Source organism: Sinobacterium caligoides, assembly GCF_003752585.1.
Classification (GTDB): domain Bacteria; phylum Pseudomonadota; class Gammaproteobacteria; order Pseudomonadales; family Sinobacteriaceae; genus Sinobacterium; species Sinobacterium caligoides.
Genome location: NZ_RKHR01000003.1, coordinates 717,148 through 735,122, shown reverse-complemented (window position 1 = coordinate 735,122; position 17,975 = coordinate 717,148). Strand labels below are relative to the sequence as shown.

8 protein-coding genes are annotated in these 17,975 nt (G+C 44.1%); all 8 read left to right on the top strand.

Going from position 1 to position 17,975, the window contains the following annotated elements; translation table 11 throughout:
* Positions 1-277: 277 nt before the first annotated feature.
* The 8 genes from EDC56_RS03360 to EDC56_RS03325 all read left to right on the top strand — a co-directional run bounded on the left by EDC56_RS03360 (position 278) and on the right by EDC56_RS03325 (position 17,917).
* On the top strand, positions 278-751 hold the full coding sequence (locus EDC56_RS03360; RefSeq protein ID WP_245980635.1) for a lysophospholipid acyltransferase family protein: 474 nt from the start codon (positions 278-280) through the stop codon (positions 749-751).
* Between the two features lie 253 nt (positions 752-1,004).
* On the top strand, positions 1,005-3,188 hold the full coding sequence (locus tag EDC56_RS03355) for a PQQ-dependent dehydrogenase, methanol/ethanol family (RefSeq protein ID WP_123711089.1): 2,184 nt from the start codon (positions 1,005-1,007) through the stop codon (positions 3,186-3,188).
* A 199-nt stretch (positions 3,189-3,387) separates the two neighbouring features.
* A complete protein-coding gene (locus tag EDC56_RS03350; RefSeq protein WP_211333544.1) occupies positions 3,388-4,419 on the top strand; it encodes a potassium channel family protein in 1,032 nt (343 codons plus the stop codon).
* A 425-nt stretch (positions 4,420-4,844) separates the two neighbouring features.
* Positions 4,845-5,336: a hypothetical protein gene (locus EDC56_RS03345; protein WP_123711088.1), complete on the top strand. Its 492-nt coding sequence runs from the start codon at positions 4,845-4,847 to the stop codon at positions 5,334-5,336.
* Positions 5,337-5,443: 107 nt separating this feature from the next.
* Entirely contained in the window at positions 5,444-8,347 is a 2,904-nt protein-coding gene (locus EDC56_RS03340; protein WP_123711087.1) for a DUF6603 domain-containing protein, read from the top strand.
* Between the two features lie 134 nt (positions 8,348-8,481).
* On the top strand, positions 8,482-10,941 hold the full coding sequence (locus EDC56_RS03335; protein WP_123711086.1) for a hypothetical protein: 2,460 nt from the start codon (positions 8,482-8,484) through the stop codon (positions 10,939-10,941).
* A complete protein-coding gene (locus tag EDC56_RS03330) occupies positions 10,938-14,969 on the top strand; it encodes a hypothetical protein (protein WP_123711085.1) in 4,032 nt (1,343 codons plus the stop codon). Before EDC56_RS03335 ends, EDC56_RS03330 begins: the two co-directional genes overlap by 4 nt.
* 134 nt (positions 14,970-15,103) lie before the next feature.
* On the top strand, positions 15,104-17,917 hold the full coding sequence (locus EDC56_RS03325; RefSeq protein ID WP_123711084.1) for a LamG-like jellyroll fold domain-containing protein: 2,814 nt from the start codon (positions 15,104-15,106) through the stop codon (positions 17,915-17,917).
* The last annotated feature ends 58 nt before the right edge of the window (positions 17,918-17,975 follow it).

Genomic DNA, 17,975 nt, shown 5'->3' with positions numbered 1-17,975 from the left:
ATGAGATCCATATTACGTACGTTGTACTGAAAAAACTAGCGTCGTTTTCTTCCCGTAAGCAAATGATATGCAACAAAATGCATAGTTCTCGGGCGTGTCGCCTCGTTATTGGGTATAATTATCAGTTTGGAATATGGGTTGTGTTTTAGCCTAGTTAACTTGTTGTCTTATTGAGGTGTTGTTTCAAGTGAACAGAACAATTTTTCGCACGCCCGTTGTCAGTTTTTTGTGCCATTATGTATCGCGTTTTTTTATGCGCTTGCGAGGCTGGAAAGTCGTGGGTTCAGCACCTACTGCAAAGAAATATGTACTGATAGCGGCACCTCATACCAGTAACTATGACTTTCCCTTGATGATTGGCGCGGCTTTTACTTTGCGCATGGATGTTCATTGGATGGGTAAGAGCAGCCTGTTTCAGTTTCCGCTTGGCACTATCGCTCGTTGGTTTGGCGGTATTGCTATCGACCGCAGCCGTTCGAACAACACCGTCGATGCGACCGTTGAAGTGTTTAAACAGCGTGACGAGTTAGTGGTTGTGATTCCCCCGGAAGGCACGCGCGCTAAAGTGACAAAGTGGAAGAGTGGTTTCTACCATATTGCTCATCAGGCCGGTGTACCGATTATACTGGGCTATATTGATACGGCGACAAAGACTGCAGGCTTTGGTCATAGCTATACGCCGACTGGAGACTTTGAGAAAGACATGGTGGAAATTCAAGCCTTCTATAAGGACAAGAAGGGTTTTGATTAATCATTGTTTGTAGACTTAGCCCCTCGCCCAACCTACTGGCGTGACGAGGCTTGTTCTATCAGTGCTGATACCTTACTTAATACTATTCTCAGTGATAGCGCTCACCGTTAGAGGTGGGGCTGACTATTTTGTACGCAGGCTGCGTGTTAAACGGCCGCTATAGACATTGGGCTAGGCCCATAATCCTCATACAATGATGTTGATAACCTGCTAATAATAAGAGTGTTCGGCGTCTGGCGCCGGTGTGAGGACGATGATGAGATTGAATACCCTGTGTAGTTCACTGATGCTTGTGGTGACAATGACGCTGAGCTCGGCTTGGAGTCATGGCAAAGAGTATGCGGCGGGCTCTGTGACGACAGAGAAAATTATTGCCGAGGCGGCATCTGGTGGAGAGTGGTTGTCGCATGGCCGAGACTATCAGGAGCAACGCTTTAGCCCGTTGAAGCAAATAAACACGGATAATGTTGCCGACTTAGGCCTTGCCTGGCACTACGATACACGTTCTAACCGTGGTCTAGAGGCGACCCCGATTGTTGTCGATGGGGTGATGTATGTTTCAGGTGTCTGGAGTGTTGTTTACGCCCTCGATGCGAAGACAGGTAAAGAGCTTTGGGTCTACGACCCGAAGGTACCGAAAGAGTGGGGGCAATTCGCCTGCTGCGACGCGGTTAATCGTGGTGTTGCGGTCTATCAAGGTAAGGTGATCGTCGGCACCCTGGATGGCCGTTTAGTCGCTATCGACGCCAAGACCGGCGAGCAGGTGTGGGAAACGCTGACCATCGATAAGAATCGCCCTTATACCATTACGGGTGCACCGCGAGTGGCGAAGGGCAAGGTCTATATTGGTAACGGTGGTGCCGAATATGGTGTGCGTGGTTATGTGTCAGCCTACGACGTCGATAATGGTGAGTTGATCTGGCGTTTCTTTACCGTTCCCGGCGACCCTAAGCTGGGCTTCGAGAGTGAGGCAATGGCCAATGCGGCGGACACCTGGAGTGGCGAATGGTACAAGTACGGGGGGGGCGGTACGGTGTGGGATTCGATCGTCTATGATCCGGAGCTTGATCAGCTATATATCGGTGTCGGTAACGGCGGCCCCTTTGACTTGGATATTCGCTCGCCAGAGGGCGGGGATAATCTCTATGTCGCTTCTATTGTCGCGCTCAACCCAGACAGTGGAGAGTATATCTGGCACCGTCAACAGACACCGGGTGACATGTGGGATTACACCTCGACCCAACAGATTATGTTGGCCGATATGGAGATTGCCGGTGAAGCGAGAAAGGTGATCTGGCAGGCGCCGAAGAACGGCTTCTTCTTTGTCATCGATAGAGAGACTGGCGAGATGTTGTCGGCAGAGCCCTATACTGCGGTCAACTGGGCCAGTGGTTACGACCTCAGCACAGGGCGACCGAACATTAATCGTGACATTGCCGACTACCGCCGTGGCGAGAAGTTAGTTCGCCCCGCCCATATGGGGGCGCATAACTGGCACCCCATGGCTTATAGTCCTGAAACCGGTTATGTGTATATCCCGGTCATCGAGGCCATGGTGCCGTTTCGCAAAGAACAGAACTTTAAGTTCAAGCCTGGCCGCTGGAATTCCGGCATCGAGATGGTCGAGGTGCCGCCCGGCGACACGCAGTTTGCCGGCCTGATGGCGACAGGGTTAACTGGCGGTCGCTTGGTGGCTTGGGACCCCCGTACCCAGAGTGAGGCCTGGAGCGTCGAGCACAAGATGACCTGGAATGGTGGTGTGTTGGCAACGGCGGGTAACCTGGTGTTTCAGGGCAATGCCGCGCAACGCATGGCGGCTTATCGCGCCGATACGGGTGAGCGGCTGTGGGATGTCGATGCGCAGACTGGCATCATTGCAGCGCCGATCAGCTACAGTGTCGATGGTGAGCAATACATCGCCGTGGCAGCGAGCTGGGGTGGTATCCTTCCCCTTGCGTTAGGCGTGAAACCCTACGATGAGCCGAGTAAGGGGCGCATCTTAGTCTATAAACTCGGCGGCAGTGATGCTTTACCACCGTTGAAAGCTGCAGTCGAGCCCCCCATACCACCGGCGCGAACCGGTGCTGACGAGCAGACACTAGCAGAGGGTAAACAGCTCTATCACCTCTACTGCTATGGTTGCCATGGCACCAATGCAGTATCGGGAGGCATGATCCCCGATTTACGTTACCTCAACAGTAACTTTCACGATATGTTCGAGCAGATCGTCTATGATGGTGCGTTGAAGGGGTTGGGCATGGTTGGCTTTAGCGATGTTTTGGATAAGCCACAGGTGGCCTCGATCCATGCTTATATTATCGAGGAGGCCAATGATGATTTAGAGTATCGCCAGCAACCACAGTGGTGGCGCTCGTTTAAACATTGGGTCTACGGTATTGGTGTCAGTATTATCGAATGGTTGTCGAGCTTTGCGTAGATAGTACCTATGGAGAGGCTCGCTTGATTCGCGGTCTTACTCAAGTAGGGTGCTAAGATAAAAAGAGCCGCCTAGGCCTAGCCTAAGGCGGCTTTTTTATGGTTCGATATTACCGTTGGTGGTTAAATGAGTATTCAATAATATAAGATGTTGAGCTTTTCACACCGTCGTCATTAGAATTTTAAATAGAGTAATGATCATGAAATGGCTTTTTCATCTGAGAAAAAACCTACTGCGTTATCTACAGCGCTTACATTGGCAGAGTGTGGTGCTAGGTGTCGTGTTGTATATGGTGATCTGTTGGTTGCTGTTATCGATGTCAGGTGAGCATGAAATCATCCAGCCGGAGACATTCTTCTACTGGTTGGTGGTGACAGGATCGACGGTGGGCTATGGCGATTATTCGCCGACGACGCCGATGGGAAAATGGGTGACGGCGCTGTGGATCGTGCCTGTCGGTTTGGGTATTTTTGGTTTGGCAGTGGGGCGTATTATCGCCTTTGTCACACAGCAATGGCGCAGAGGTATTATGGGGATGAAAACATTGGCACTGAGTAGGCATATTTTAGTCATCGGTTGGAACGAACAGCATACGCTGAACTTGTTGCGGTTGTTGCTACGTGAAGAACGCTATGGTGAAGGGCGGAGAGTGGTGCTCTGTGCCCGCAACGATATAGAGAACCCGATGCCGGGGGAAATTGATTTTGTCCGTGTCGATTCCTATAGCGATGATGACGATATGGATCGCACAGCCATGATGACTGCCTCTTGTATTATCATCGATACACCTGATGATCACACCACCATGGCCTCGGCTTTATATTGTAATAGTCGAAACTCTAACATTCATACTATTGTTTATTTTGAAGATGATGACCTCTATCGCTTGCTGAAACAGCACTGCCCGAAGATAGAGTGTGCGCCATCGGTCGCGACTGAAATGCTGGCAAAGGCGGCAGTGGATCCGGGGTCGAGCATGTTGCATCACGAATTACTCAATGTTGATGACGGTATGACCCAGTATTCCGTCATTTACCCGAAAAACGCACCGGCAGTGACAGTTGAGAGCTTGTTTATACCCTTCAAACGAGATTATGAGGCGACGATCATCGGCATAAAATATCAGGGGCAGGAGCGTTTGCAACTAAATCCAGCCCTGGAGACTATTGTTGAGCCTGGTACAACGCTGTTCTATATTGCCGATGAGCGGTTATTAGATTTCAGCTGGTAAATGATGTGAGTATTATAAGTCCTGTATTGCACTGATAAGAAGTCAGTGCAATGTTAGCCTTGAAAGTTTATTGATTACTCATTCCCCCCTTTAATAAAAAATATATATTTGCTGTTATTATAGATAAAGGGTCAGAAAGCCATCTAGCGATAAGAAAGTTTAATAAAAATTCAGAGCTAAGCTCCGTTATAAATAAACATTCATTAATGTGTTCGCCACACATTGTCCTGTTTTATCAGTGTTTTGCCTTGTTTTTGTGCTGAATGGTATAGCTGTTAATTATAGTTAACCCACCTAAAGATGTTAGTCCGCAACGACCCTGTTTTAAGCCGAGTGAGATCACCTCTTTCTAATTAATATTTGTTTCGTACGGCGAACTTTGTGTTTGTCGTAAAACAAAAATTTATTAATAAGTGAGAGTTGTTATGACTACGGAAAGAAAGGCTAATGTATATTGTGGTGTCGCTTTTGAATTTGGTGGCAAAGAGGTCGCGCTTAATCCAGCAACTGCGATTACTGAGGTTAAGACAAAAGGTTTAGATTGTAGCCTACCAGGGCGGGTCGAGTTGGGTGCAGTGAAAGACATATTTGACGATGTTACTCATGCGTTAAAAGCTGACTATACCTATGCTGAATTAAAGGAAGCAGTGGGGGATATCCCCATTCTAAGCGGTGGTCTTACGTTGCTTGGTGACGGTGTTTTGGCTGTGGAGCGATTCCATCTGTTTATTCCGCCCACTGAAGAGTACGTAATTACTAATGGTGTGAAAAGTGAAACGGCAACTCCTATCGCAGAGCCGAGAACGCCAGACTATGATGTCGGTGTTTCAATGACGTGGGGTGAAGGCACAGGTGATTTGTTTGGTAATATCAAGCTTAAAGGTCTCTTCCTTCGAGTTTCTAATATGCCTGCTTAATCAAGCAGTGCTCTGATATCAATGCTTAAAATAGTTGCGGGAGTCTAAGTGCTTCTGCCGCTATTTTTTTAGTGCCACGCTTTACTTTATTTTTCAGGAGAATATGAATGTCTCTACCAAAAGAAAAAAAATCGACTTCATCCGACGGTCTGGAGACATCAATTGCTCTCTGCCTTAGCGTTGGCGACACCATAGTTGTTCCTAAGATTAAGATTACAGACACAGAAGATAATAAATTCAAATTATACAATGGCTCGTTGACAGCAGACGAGTTTAAAGATTATGTCAGTGATAGCACAGCCAAAGAATTAAGCTTAGAGGGAGGTGGGATTAATCTAAAGGATTTAGTCACTAATTTCGGCTTAGAATTGCAAGATCCTCTATCGACACTGCTTGATATTACTATTGAAGACTGTGAATTCAGTTGGCATACGGGGTTAAGTGCAGGCTGGCTCAATGTGGGAACTGAGCACCTTGATGTACAACTTCTATCGACAACGAAAAATAATAATCGAGAGACAGTGCTGTCAGTGACTTGCAAAAGCTCTGTCGATTTAGCTGGAATAATGCCGTTAGTTGAGGCGGATGAGCTGCCTCCTATGGCGTTGGGTGCCTCAATAGTCTACGCCACGAAAGATTTTGAAAAGCAAGAGCTTGTTACGCTGATCGAAGGGTGCTTAACTGATGAGCAAAAGAAAGCTTCGGCGATCAAAGAGAGAAAAATATCAGCAGGTGTTTCGGCGTCAGTCAATGTGACGCTGGATAAGCAGGTCATACCACTAACGATTCCGCTTGGCGATGCCAAGGGTGGTAGTCAAGAGGCTGCAACAAAAGCGCAGCTACCGAAGACAACATCAGCGAAAGTGGGACGTAATTTTGGTCCAATTGCGATCAGTGGTCTTGGCCTATCATACAAAGATGGTGATATTGTTCTCGCTCTAGACGGCGCGCTAAACCTTGCTAATTTCCAAATGTATTTGATGGATATGCAGCTGTCTCTTGACTTTGCGCAGCTGATGAGCGGAGGTATTTCAAGTTTAGGTAGCAGCATTGGCTTCGATTTATCTGGGCTATTTATTGATATGAAGGCTGGCGGTTTTGAACTTGCCGGTGGGCTTTTACGTAATGAGAACGAGGTGAATGGTGTCATCTGTGATGAGTACCTTGGGCAAGTATCGATAAAGGCGAAAACAATCTCGTTAACTGCGCTGGGGGCTTACTCTAAGCTGCCAAGTGGAAAAACATCATTATTTGCCTATCTTGCAATTAACTACCCCATTGGCGGTATCCCAGCATTTTTTGTTAAAGGTTTAGCGTTAGGCTTCGGTTACAACCGGGGAATAAAGCTACCTCATATCAATGAGATTCACCATTTTCCGTTAGTTAAAGCATTAAAAGACCCGACAAACAACAGCACGAAAGGTGTCGAAGCTTTAGAAAACCTTAAACAGCAGGCGAAAAACTTAAGTGCTTATCTACCTGCGACAGAAGGACAATACCTTATTGCAGCAGGGGTAAAGTTCTCAACCTTTGAGCTGATCACCTCTGTGGCCGTATTGATGGTTGAGTTTGGTGAGCACCTTGGGGTGTATCTTGCCGGTAACTCAGTGATGACGCTGCCTCCTGCACTTGGCTCTGCTAACTGCGCTGTCGTTAATATTGATATGAACTATAAGGTGGCGTTTGTACCTAGTGAGGGGGTACTGACGGTTGATGCGGTATTGACTGACAATAGTTATGTGCTGTCAAAAGACTGTAAATTGACGGGCGGCTTCTCATTTCATTCTTGGTTTGATGGCCCTCATGAAGGTGATTTTGTTGTTTCGATGGGGGGCTATCATCCTAGGTTCAATAAACCTGATCACTACCCGGATGTACCACGATTAGGCTTCCGCTGGCAGGTTTGTCATAACCTGTTAATGAAGGGGGGGATGTATGCAGCACTCACCCCTGTGGCGATCATGACAGGCGGTAACATAGAGGCTGTTTATGCTTCTGGTTCGTTACAGGCCTACTTTAAAGCGGGCATGGATTTTCTTCTCTCTTGGAAACCGTTCTATTATGATGCTCGATTCTACGTTCTGGTTGGAGCATCAGTTGAGATAGACTTTGGCTGGTTTGGTTCGTGGACAGTAACAGCAGAGCTAGGTGCAGACTTGCATGTTTGGGGGCCAGACTTTACTGGTAAAGCTGTGATAAATTGGTGGGTATTTGGCTTTACAGTTCGTTTCGGGGGCAGCAGTGCTAACGTGCCTAAAGCGATTGAGTGGTCTGAATTCAAAGAATCTTATATTGCGCTACCAGAGGCTGATTCAGACAATAGTTTTGCAGAAATAAGCATTACTAAAGGTGATCTCGGCAGCGTAGAAAGTGAAGATAAGCTGTGGCACATTGTCGACCCTGATGAGGTTGAGCTGAATATAGGCGGTTCTATTCCTGTTAATACCGTGACGCTAAGTAACGAAGGCTCTAGCACTTATACGCTCAGAGGTGAAGACTTCCACCTTGCTCCAATGGGGCCACAAGATAGCATGCCAAGCGTCTCTGGATGGACAATGTCGATTGCTTGTCATTCTGATGCGGGCAGTGACTTTGTGGCAACTAAGGTTGAAAAAGCTTTCCCTAAGGCAGTTTACGGCGATCAGTTTGTTGCGAAAATTGATCAGAAAGAAACGATGTTACGCTTACTATCAGGCAGCAAAATTGTCAGTGCACCAGGAAAGCCTCCAGGTTTTACTGAGGCGATTGATGCTGATGAGTTTAAGTTCGAAGACCTTACTGAGAACGACCCATACTGGCAATGGGGAGGGGGAGTTGAAGGAGAGCTAAAAGAAACGGATGCGACAATATATAAAGATATCAAGAATAGCTTGAATGACGAAATTGTTATTGCTCGGCGACAAGACATTGCTAACTTTTTTGATGTTGCTACTCCAATAGGGACAGAAAAAATTAGAGATGAACTCGAGGCAACCTTTATAGGAAGTCCGCAAATACTAATAGCAGCATAATTAATAGTGCACTTCGGTATTGCTTTTCTTTAAGTTTTTCTTATATACCGGCGCTGCATTGAGTTTAAAACTAGCAATGTTTGACTTGCGCAGATCGCATTAGCTGATCTGCCCATATCTATTGATGGAACCTTATGATGACTGATGACCAATTACAATTTATCGATTATAGAAAGCCTAAACTCGAGGCGGGTAAATATACTTTTACTGTTGATCATGATTTTGGCGGGCCGAAGAGTGATCAAAAGTTGAAAGAGAGCACGGAGGTTAACCTACTCGTGGCAGGGACGCGCGTTAGTGTCGGAGACGAAGCGATATTTGCCCGCTATCCGCCATCGGGTGAAACAGGTGATTTTTCTGATACGCTGCCTCACATCTCATTTAACCAAGGCACCCTACCTTGGATTCGTTCTGCTTATGATCACGAACAAGCAAGTAGCACCAAGGAAAATTACGAGCCCTGGATATATCTGATGAATGTGCATGATGGTGATGTGCAGCAGGGGTTAGCGACAGCGGTTGTGCCGTGTGCGATTAAGGATCTAAGGTCTGGCGATGCGTATTTCCCTAAGGGCCAGTACGATTCGCTAATGGCGGATATCTCCTTGAAAGAAGGTGACTCTGAAGTTGCGGATAGAGTTGTACAGACAATTACTATTAAGAAATCCTTTTTTAATACGTTGCTTTGGCAAGATAAATCTCAAAACAATTACCTATCTCACGTCAGGCGTCGCTGGCAAGCAACAAACGATGCGAATGAATATTTTGATGCCGCAGCTTTAAATGAATTGGATAAACAGTTCTACCCAGGTAATGGTTCGGCTGAAGCACCGAAGAAAGGGGAGGACAGTAGGGTCGAATTAACAGATTATTTGAGGGAGAATCTGCACCTCCCTGATAGTGCTGTGAAAATTGATCAGCTAGCTAGAAAGAGTAGTTGGCTGGTTAATGACCCTGAGAAGGGTGATCTCCTATTGGACTTGATCGACGGCGATGACGGGAAAAACAGGTTAAAAGTATCGAGTTTGAAGCGGGAACTGTCTGTCTTGATGTCAAACCGTTTTGCTCAGTCAGATAGCACTATTTTTCCTGAAGGAACACGAAACAATTGTTATGTTGTTTCACTGGAGGGATACCTAAAGGAAGAAAACAGAGAGGAAATTGATAGCCTTAATGATGGCGATATGATGCGAATAGTCGTATTGACGTCTTGGTGGTTTAACTGCACGGAAGAAAAGGTAAATTTTGAGCAGCGCTCAAAGGCCTTGGATGTGGATTCACTACGCATGCCAAAAAATAAAATATCGCCTCTCATGGGAACGTCAAACGAGTGTTTTATTGACCGATTAAATGCAGGCTATGTCGCATTGCCACATCGCTTTCGTCAAGGAGATCAATCGATTTCATGGTATCGAGGACCATTGGTGCCGAATGAGGTTGTGCCGATAAATCAGATAGCACTCAACGATAACGAATTAGCGCTAGAGAAAAATGAGCAGATAGCTACGGATGCGGATAGGCTGCTGTGTTATTTTGATGCCGACGGCATGTTTGATATTAGCTACTCATCTGCCTATGAGTTAGGGCGGATGTTGTCATTTAAAAATAATAAGTATTGCAAGGCTCTGTCGCAATATAAACGCGCTAAAGCACGTTATATCGAACTGAAGTTGACCGACGATGAAAGGCGAAAGGCTGTTGGCGAAACGGGTATTTATATTGAAAATCTACCGTACGCAAAGTTGATTCCAGAGGCAGCAGATGCACAGTTGAAAATGATTAAATCTTGGCTGGTCAAATTGGTCAGTTTTGAGTCAATACCACGTTGGAATCTTATTGCTGAGCCTGATCTTCTACCAGAGAGGGCTTTGCGAACCTTTAACGTAGATCCAAAATGGGTGCAGAGTTTATGGTTAGGTGCCCTGTCACTTAATGGACGACCAAAAATTACTGCAGAGTTATTTAAAGAACTCTATAACGACACATCTATGCAAGAGCAGATTCCACAATATGGTGCGATCTTGCGCTCAGATATTGTTTGGGCTTATCCGGAGTTACAGGCTAAGTTTCGTAACCTTAGCGATGCGGAAGTAACTGCTGAAATTAATTTAGAGGGGTTTAAAGCGAAAGAAAAGGAAGGGTATGCCGACTTTATCGAAAGCTTCAAAGAAAAAAAGATCATGTATAAGCAGAGGCTTGATAGAGAGTCATTTTTGTATTTGACCAAGGAAGGGTTTGACTATGTCTCGCTGTCACTTCCTCCAGAGAGTTTGCATTACGGTGCAAATTTTAATAATAGTGCTACTGCACCAGTTTTCACCAAGTCAATCAAGCTTTCGGGTAAGACTGTGATTGATAACTTAGCAGTACCGATGAGGGATAAATCATTAGCAGTCATCGATATGACAGAGCTTGCTAGTGATATTGTTACAGAGTTGAAGGCATGTAGAAATACGGATGTAAATTCCGAATTCAAGAAAAGCTTAGATAGCCAAGGGTTTAACTCGGCAAGAATGAGCCGTTTTATGCTTGAGGGTGAGGCGCAGGTCGAGTTTACCGTAGGTGATGAGATGAAATCTGGAGATGACCAATGAGTTTTTTATGTGTTCCAATTAAGGTAGATGCCCTTGTATGCGACAATCTTGTTTCAGCGGTGGCGACCCAAGACGACTTTAGTTTGTTGCCATATCAAAATGCAGAGAAGCAAGATATCTCAGCAGGTGTCGCAAATATTGCTTCCTCTATTGCACGCGACGCCTTTAATAACCATGCGAGCCATCCGGCGGGCGTGCATTTACACTGGAGTATGCCAGATGCTCTCACGAAAGGTGAGATCAATGATCATTATGGTAAAGATGGCAATAATAAGCCTTCTATTGATATGCCTACAGTGCCTAACCGTTGGTTGGTTGTTCGGCAGCATAAAACAAATACAGAGGATAAAAAAACGTGGGTTGTTGAGAGTGACTATATCCATCCAGAGGGCGATAAGCCGAAGCGAGCTATTTGTATACCCAATAAGCTCAATATTGAAGACCGAAAAGAGAATGTAAAAAACACCCCGTTTTGTTACATCGGTCGTCAAGTAGAGTTGGGAGCTTGGTTAGAAGAAGACAAGTCTAAGAACTATTATCTTGAAGAGTTGACTGCGCTAGGCTGGGGAACGCCTTATTTCTCCGCGTTATACACAGACTCATATAGTGTATTTGGTGCTTACGATCCCGATATTGTTGGAAATAAAGAAGTACTTAACTATGACTACAAGGTTTATGGTTGGTTTAGCAAAGCTGAGAATGATTTCGTACATAATAAGTTAAACTTCGACCTAGATGATGTTGTTAGTAAAGCGAAAGATATTGCAGACTGGGACGTTATTAGTGGCTCTACAGCAGACAGCAAAACAGAGCGTATGGTTTGTTTTGGTATGGTCGAATTTGATGTAGAGACGGCACCAGAAGATATGTTGCTCAATGATTCAGCTCGTTTCTCCGAGACAGAAGTCTGTTTGGCAAAAAGCCCTTATGAGGCCGTTTCATCTTATCTATCGAAAACATTGGCTGAAGGTAGCACCAAGCTAGAGACACAGATCGAGAATCAATTACAGGCGTTGCTCTATACCGATGATATTACTGGGACAAATGTTGACTTTATCGATCGATTGAAAAAAGCGCGCCATAAGGAGGAGTTTAAACCAGTTGACTCAGGTATGTTGTGGGAATACATAGACGAAGGTAGCTTGTTTAATAGCATTAATGTCGATGATGAGCTTCGAGAAAGCGCTAAAGCACTTTTTCATGTATTTAAAAAAGAAAATGCCCCGCTACTAAAAAAGATCAACTCTCTTCAGCAGCAAATGAATGGCTGTATCAATAGCAGGCAGTCTTATCGTCGCCAGTTGTATAACGACTGGAGTAAGTACATGCTTTGCTTGCACCCTAAGGATGCTGATAGTAGTGCTTACCCTGATCCCGAGAAAGTACGTTATATGATCGAGCGAGATACCTTACCGAAGCTAGAGGAATGTGAAGCAGAGATTGTTCATCTAGCAAGCCAGATTGAGGCTGTGGGTGATCAGGTTGAGAATAAAGAGCAACTGAAGTGCATTATAAACAGTAATTTTGTTGACTTCATGAAAAGTGCTGGAATTACTGAGATCCTAGTGGAGCAGGTTCTGCTGAAAGTTCCTGGTCCTCGTTATTGGAAGGCGGTGCCGCCTTCTTTATTGATCTCTGGTGATATTGTTCAGCACAGTGATCGTCATGGTGCAGATGCATCTTTGAAGTGCCAGGTAATCGATACGACAAGCACACTGGAGAGCTGGGTGATAGGCGAAGGTGTTGATAGCTTGGATTGGAAGGCATCACCACTCTCGGTGAATCATTGGTCTAAGCAGCCTTGGTCTCCATTGTTTATGGAGTGGCAGGTTGCCTTAAAATCGGAGCGGAGCTTTTCGAAGAGTATTACTGCAAATCAGGAAAACTATTCGCATAGTCATATTACAGATAGCTATCGAGTAGCATTGAATGATGATCAATATTCATTACCAAGTGCAGCCGTTGATCTAACACGTAGACGCAACGATGTTGAAATAGGAGAGACTCCGACAATCGTAAGTGGGCGCTCATTATTTGCCTTCTCAAATAAAGAGTCAATTGGAAAAAAATTAGAAAATTTTGAAGAGCATGGTGAAAGTGAAGTTGATCAAAATATTGATAAGTCGAAAGATTTCTTCAATAAAAGCACGTTGACAGTGCAGAGTCTCGATGGGCTGCATGATGACCTACTGATGTACAGCAATGCAACGGAGTTAAAAATATTCGACCCATTATCATTTTCTTCACCAAATAATTTCCCCGATAACTTAACCACTCGTATTGCCAAAAAATTAAATAACACGAGTTTTAAGTTGCCAAAGCTTGGTCATGATTTTATACCGATAAAAAGTGGTACGTATCAGCTAACAAGGCTACGTGTAATTGATTCGTTCGGGCGTTTTCATGAAGTCAAATGCGACAATGTGCTTATATCTCAGGGTGAGACCGGTGGTGATGATGGTTTTGTTACACCACGTGTTTTACAGCCGATGAGAATATCGGTACGTTGGCAAGATGATATTGATGTCAGTGGTTGTGATTTGAAGACCCCTGTTAGTGGCTGGCTTTGTTATAACCGTTTTGATGAAACGCTGGTGATTTATGATGCTGATGGTAAAGCACTGGGATCGATGAACTCGGATGGCGAGTGGCTAAATAAGGATGGAAATTTCGAGGATCTTTCTTCGATATCTAGTAATTCCTTGAAATCCTTTGTACTAAAAATTCTTAGTTTTCATAGTAGGAATCGTATCGTTAAAGAGAAACTAGATAATAAACTCTGGGACAAGCTAATAAAAAACGGCGTTTTACACTCTTATGGTGACCATAAAAAAGCGTATTTACAGCCCTTTAAACAAGGAGAGGTCTCAACGGTTGAACAAGGTGAGTTGCTTGCTGCGTCATCAGGTAATAATTTCTTTCCGAAGTTAAAAACAGCTATATTGTCTGCACAGAACTATATTGAGCCTGAATTTAATCATCAAATTGCTGAGGGTGGCGTGTTGAAACCTTTAGCGATTGTTAGGGCAGCAATTGATTTGCAGTTGATGGGAGAGCCTGAAACTAATAAGAGCTGGTCGGCGTTAAGTTATGATCTTGACAATAATGGACGAACCTGTCGGGAATTTGATCAGGTGAAATTCCCGATGAAAATTGGTGAATTTAATAATCTTGACGATGGTCTGGTAGGTTATTGGCAAGTAATGCCTGAAGGTTCTCTGTCACAGCGCGGATATTTTCCTCAATCTGATATGGATGACGCTGTAGATAATCCATCGGGGGTTGAAGGGGATGGTGATGTCTATATTGATGCGGCAAACTTTAATGTTGAAGATCATGATTATGTTGATAAATTCAATGATGAAGGTGTTAAGAACCTGAGTTTATCTTTTGCAGACGATCCGTTGCAGCTATTGATGCTTATTGATCCGGAGGCTCGAACCCATGTTACGACTGGGGTTGTTCCTAAGAAAACGCTATTTTTAGAACCTCAAATTTACCAAGAAGCGCTGGAGTCGATACAGTCAGATTATTTTGCTGCGCCTATACTGACACCTGTAAATAGGATGTCCCTATCATTGCCTAAGCAAAAAACATGGCAATGGAGTCAGCCAAATGACACGGGGGGAATGGATCGATTTGCAACGGTCAAGGTGGCAGATCGCTCTTTATACATCCAGGAAAGCATACGGCTCGCATTGTTGGCAGTTCAGCAAAGGAACGTCGATGAGGATAATGAGGAATTTGTTAACCATGTAACCGCTACGGCTGAGGGTGAGTGGGCGACATTGCTGGATAAAGGTGTGTTGCTAACAGTCCCTGATTGGTCAGGGCATGCTTATTATTATGATATCGAAGAGAGTATGGAGGAGCCATTTAAGGATGAATGGTTGAAAATAAAGCCTCGATTATTATCAGTGACAACTCAAGGTGTGGTCGACCCAGAAATACTTCCAGCGCTAGGTAATAAGGTTCAAGTCGTTGAGGGTTGGCTAACCCCGTTGATGGAAGTAACTCATGATGTATAGCTGTTTACCTGGACGTGCCTGAATGGCATCGTCCTCGCTCATCATTAGGCGCCTCTAAGGCGCTAGCACACCTTACAGTTCAACGTTTCGTTACTTTTGTTGATAATAATTTACCTATATTAAGTGAATAAGTTATGAATTCAAATAAACAGCCTAAGAAATATACTTTGAATGGCGAAGATGTTGCCCTTGATACTAGTACTGTTGACGATAGTCGATTTGGACGCTGTGTCACTTTGACGCAAGGCGACTCACTTTCGTTTGGTAAGCCCACGGATATTGGATTTTCTGTGACTGAATTTACCTCGACGATTTGGCTTAAACTTTCATCGAAAGGTAGTATCTTTGATTATTTAGGTCCCTCCGGATTTGGTTGCAATAGTCAAGGTAGGCTGACGCTTCTTTGGCAGACAATAGGCGATTCACATACCCTTTCATATGGTGTGTGGTATCACCTTTCTCTAGTGAAAAGTTCTGATCAAGTATCGTTGTATGTTAATGGTAAGCTGGCGACCTCATTGAAAGTACCTAGTCAGTGGAACTCTGCAGTTATTTATAACAAAGGTGATATTGTTTTACTAAATGATAAAATATACAGCTGCCAATGGTGGAGCAAGGGTGACTCACCGGATAATCCAGCAGGTATAGAAAGTTATGTGTGGGAGGAAAATAACGATAGCGCTATCAATCAATGGGAGTCTGATAGAGATGATTACTTTGATAAATGTGACTATTCCTGTTTAGATGGTGAGCTTCACCTTTCTTCGCAGAACTTCTATCCCTTTGCATTACAGGCCAATGAAATATACGATGACTTTTTTTCTGCTTTGCCACCCGTTGTGGAAAGTTGCAGTGATATCTATCCTTTTGACATAAATATTTTTGCCAGTGGTGCTGTTGAGGCAGAGAACTGTCTTTTTATTGATCCTGATGAAAACACTAATAGCGTATTAAATATTACGAATATAAATCATGATGATATCGTGGTTTTAGCTCGTTCAGGTGCTGTAAGCGCCTATAATTATCACTTTTCTATTCGCTTCCGAAATAAAACTTTTCGTAAAGACGCCGAGGTTATTGTTAGTGCGTTAGATGCTGGAGCCGCATCATGGGATATCTCCAGTGCCATACAGGATCCGATTGATGGTAGTTGGTCAGTTTACTTTCTATGCTTGTCTGATATGACCATTGCTTCTAATGCTACGTTGTCATTTGTGCTTGGATATAAGTCTGCCTGTGGCACGTTGGGTGCGAGAAGCACGCATATCGCACTCTACTATCAAAATGCACAGTTCGTGGCCGGTGGTAATGTGCATGGTGATCGTTTCAAGCAGGTTGATATATTGAACCTTGCTGATAATAACGCGTATGTAAGGCAAGTCAGTGAAAAAGTGGCTAAAACTAATAGTTTTGTTGATGGTGTTGAATTTGAGTTAAAGAATCAGGTTGATAAACTAAAGAGCTATATGCTTGCTGATTCTAAAGAGGAAAAAATTGGTTATGTTGCTGATGCTGCCTCTAATTCTGGCAAGCTTACAGATTTTGTTGAAGCGATTAACTTGCTTGTTCAGCACGGCATTAACTTGGATAACGAGGTAGATCTTAGAGCGACGATGTACGAGAGTAAATTTGATGCTCTTGAGCGACTTTATCCATTGGCTGTTTCTCTTGGCGCTCCACAGAGTGTCGTATGTGATGATTTTAGTGATATATCAATTTTTATTTTCAATCGTTCCGACTTTAAGCTGGAGTTGGCTGTCGAAAATTTACACAGTGTTATTGAAATAGCTATTCCTCTCGGTGACGATGTGGAAAGCCTAGTTGCTAGCGGGGCGGGTGATTCTGCAGGTTCTTTTGAATATGTTAATGCAGGAAAGGGTTCGTCAGTCACAGGTGAGCTTACTAAGGATACTAGCTCACCAAAGCGTGTTGCCTTTGCCTTTAAGGCTGGGGTTGGTAGCTATATAGCGGCAAATAGTTTTATTGAGATTAAAATAAAAGATCTTTTTGCCAATAGACATATAGGATCTAGCTTTATCACCGTTAATTTGTCAAATATTCCTAATTATTGTGATAATAGTTTTTCTTGCGTTGTGACAAAAACTGAAAGAGACCTATCTTGTTTGCTGGGTGGCGGGAATGTCGCAATAGGTAAGGATAAGCCATGCAATAATGTTAAGTTAGATGTTGCTGGTGATATAGCTTCCGATAACTTGAAGGTTAATAATGCTATTGTTACTTCTAGGGTCAGTACTAATGACCTTATTTCCTGTAACGTTGATACAGATTTTTTGGATGCAATCGATATTAGCTCTAGTAACAATATCGATACCAAAACGTTGTGCGCTAGTGGGCGTATCTCTGATGAGAACGGCATGCTTTTAGCTGTACCTATTGGCGGTATTATTATGTGGTCTCCTCGCCCAATATCTAATCATGAAGAAGGTGACTCGAATCTAATACCTCCTGGCTTTAATGTATGCGATGGATCTAATAATACACCAGACCTCAGAGAGAAGTTTATTGTGGCTGCTGGAGCATCTGCTGATAAGGTATCCCCCAACCGGTTTTCTACACCTCTGCTCGATGAAAATAGAGAGGAGTATGAGTATCAGCTAGGTAGCATGTCCGGGGAAAACCGTGTTTCGCTAACGCCAGAGCAAATGCCAGAGCATAAGCATACAGGGGTGGTCCATGATACGAATATAAATAAAGGTGATGGGTGGGCTTGGAAGCTAATGCACCCCACTACTTATGCAACGCATGTTGATAACGGCAATCACAACACGATATACGACCGAAATGCGCAAAATTTCATTGCCACATTGAATGAGTGCATACATTTAACGCACTCACATGAATTTAGTATTAATAATTCAGGGGGCGGTCAGTCGCATGAAAATAGGCCTGCATATTATTCGCTTCTATTTATACAGAGGGTTGAGTAGATCTTGTTAGTTGATTCGATTTGTTATTTTATTTTTTACTTGTATTAGATTTAGAGGA

Excerpts from the sequence above, each read along its gene's own strand:
- EDC56_RS03355 (WP_123711089.1), top strand. The coding sequence starts at position 1,005 with ATGATGAGATTGAATACCCTGTGTAGTTCACTGATGCTTGTGGTGACA.
- EDC56_RS03350 (WP_211333544.1), top strand. The coding sequence starts at position 3,388 with ATGAAATGGCTTTTTCATCTGAGAAAAAACCTACTGCGTTATCTACAG.
- EDC56_RS03345 (WP_123711088.1), top strand. The coding sequence starts at position 4,845 with ATGACTACGGAAAGAAAGGCTAATGTATATTGTGGTGTCGCTTTTGAA.
- EDC56_RS03340 (WP_123711087.1), top strand. The coding sequence starts at position 5,444 with ATGTCTCTACCAAAAGAAAAAAAATCGACTTCATCCGACGGTCTGGAG.
- EDC56_RS03335 (WP_123711086.1), top strand. The coding sequence starts at position 8,482 with ATGATGACTGATGACCAATTACAATTTATCGATTATAGAAAGCCTAAA.
- EDC56_RS03330 (WP_123711085.1), top strand. The coding sequence starts at position 10,938 with ATGAGTTTTTTATGTGTTCCAATTAAGGTAGATGCCCTTGTATGCGAC.
- EDC56_RS03325 (WP_123711084.1), top strand. The coding sequence starts at position 15,104 with ATGAATTCAAATAAACAGCCTAAGAAATATACTTTGAATGGCGAAGAT.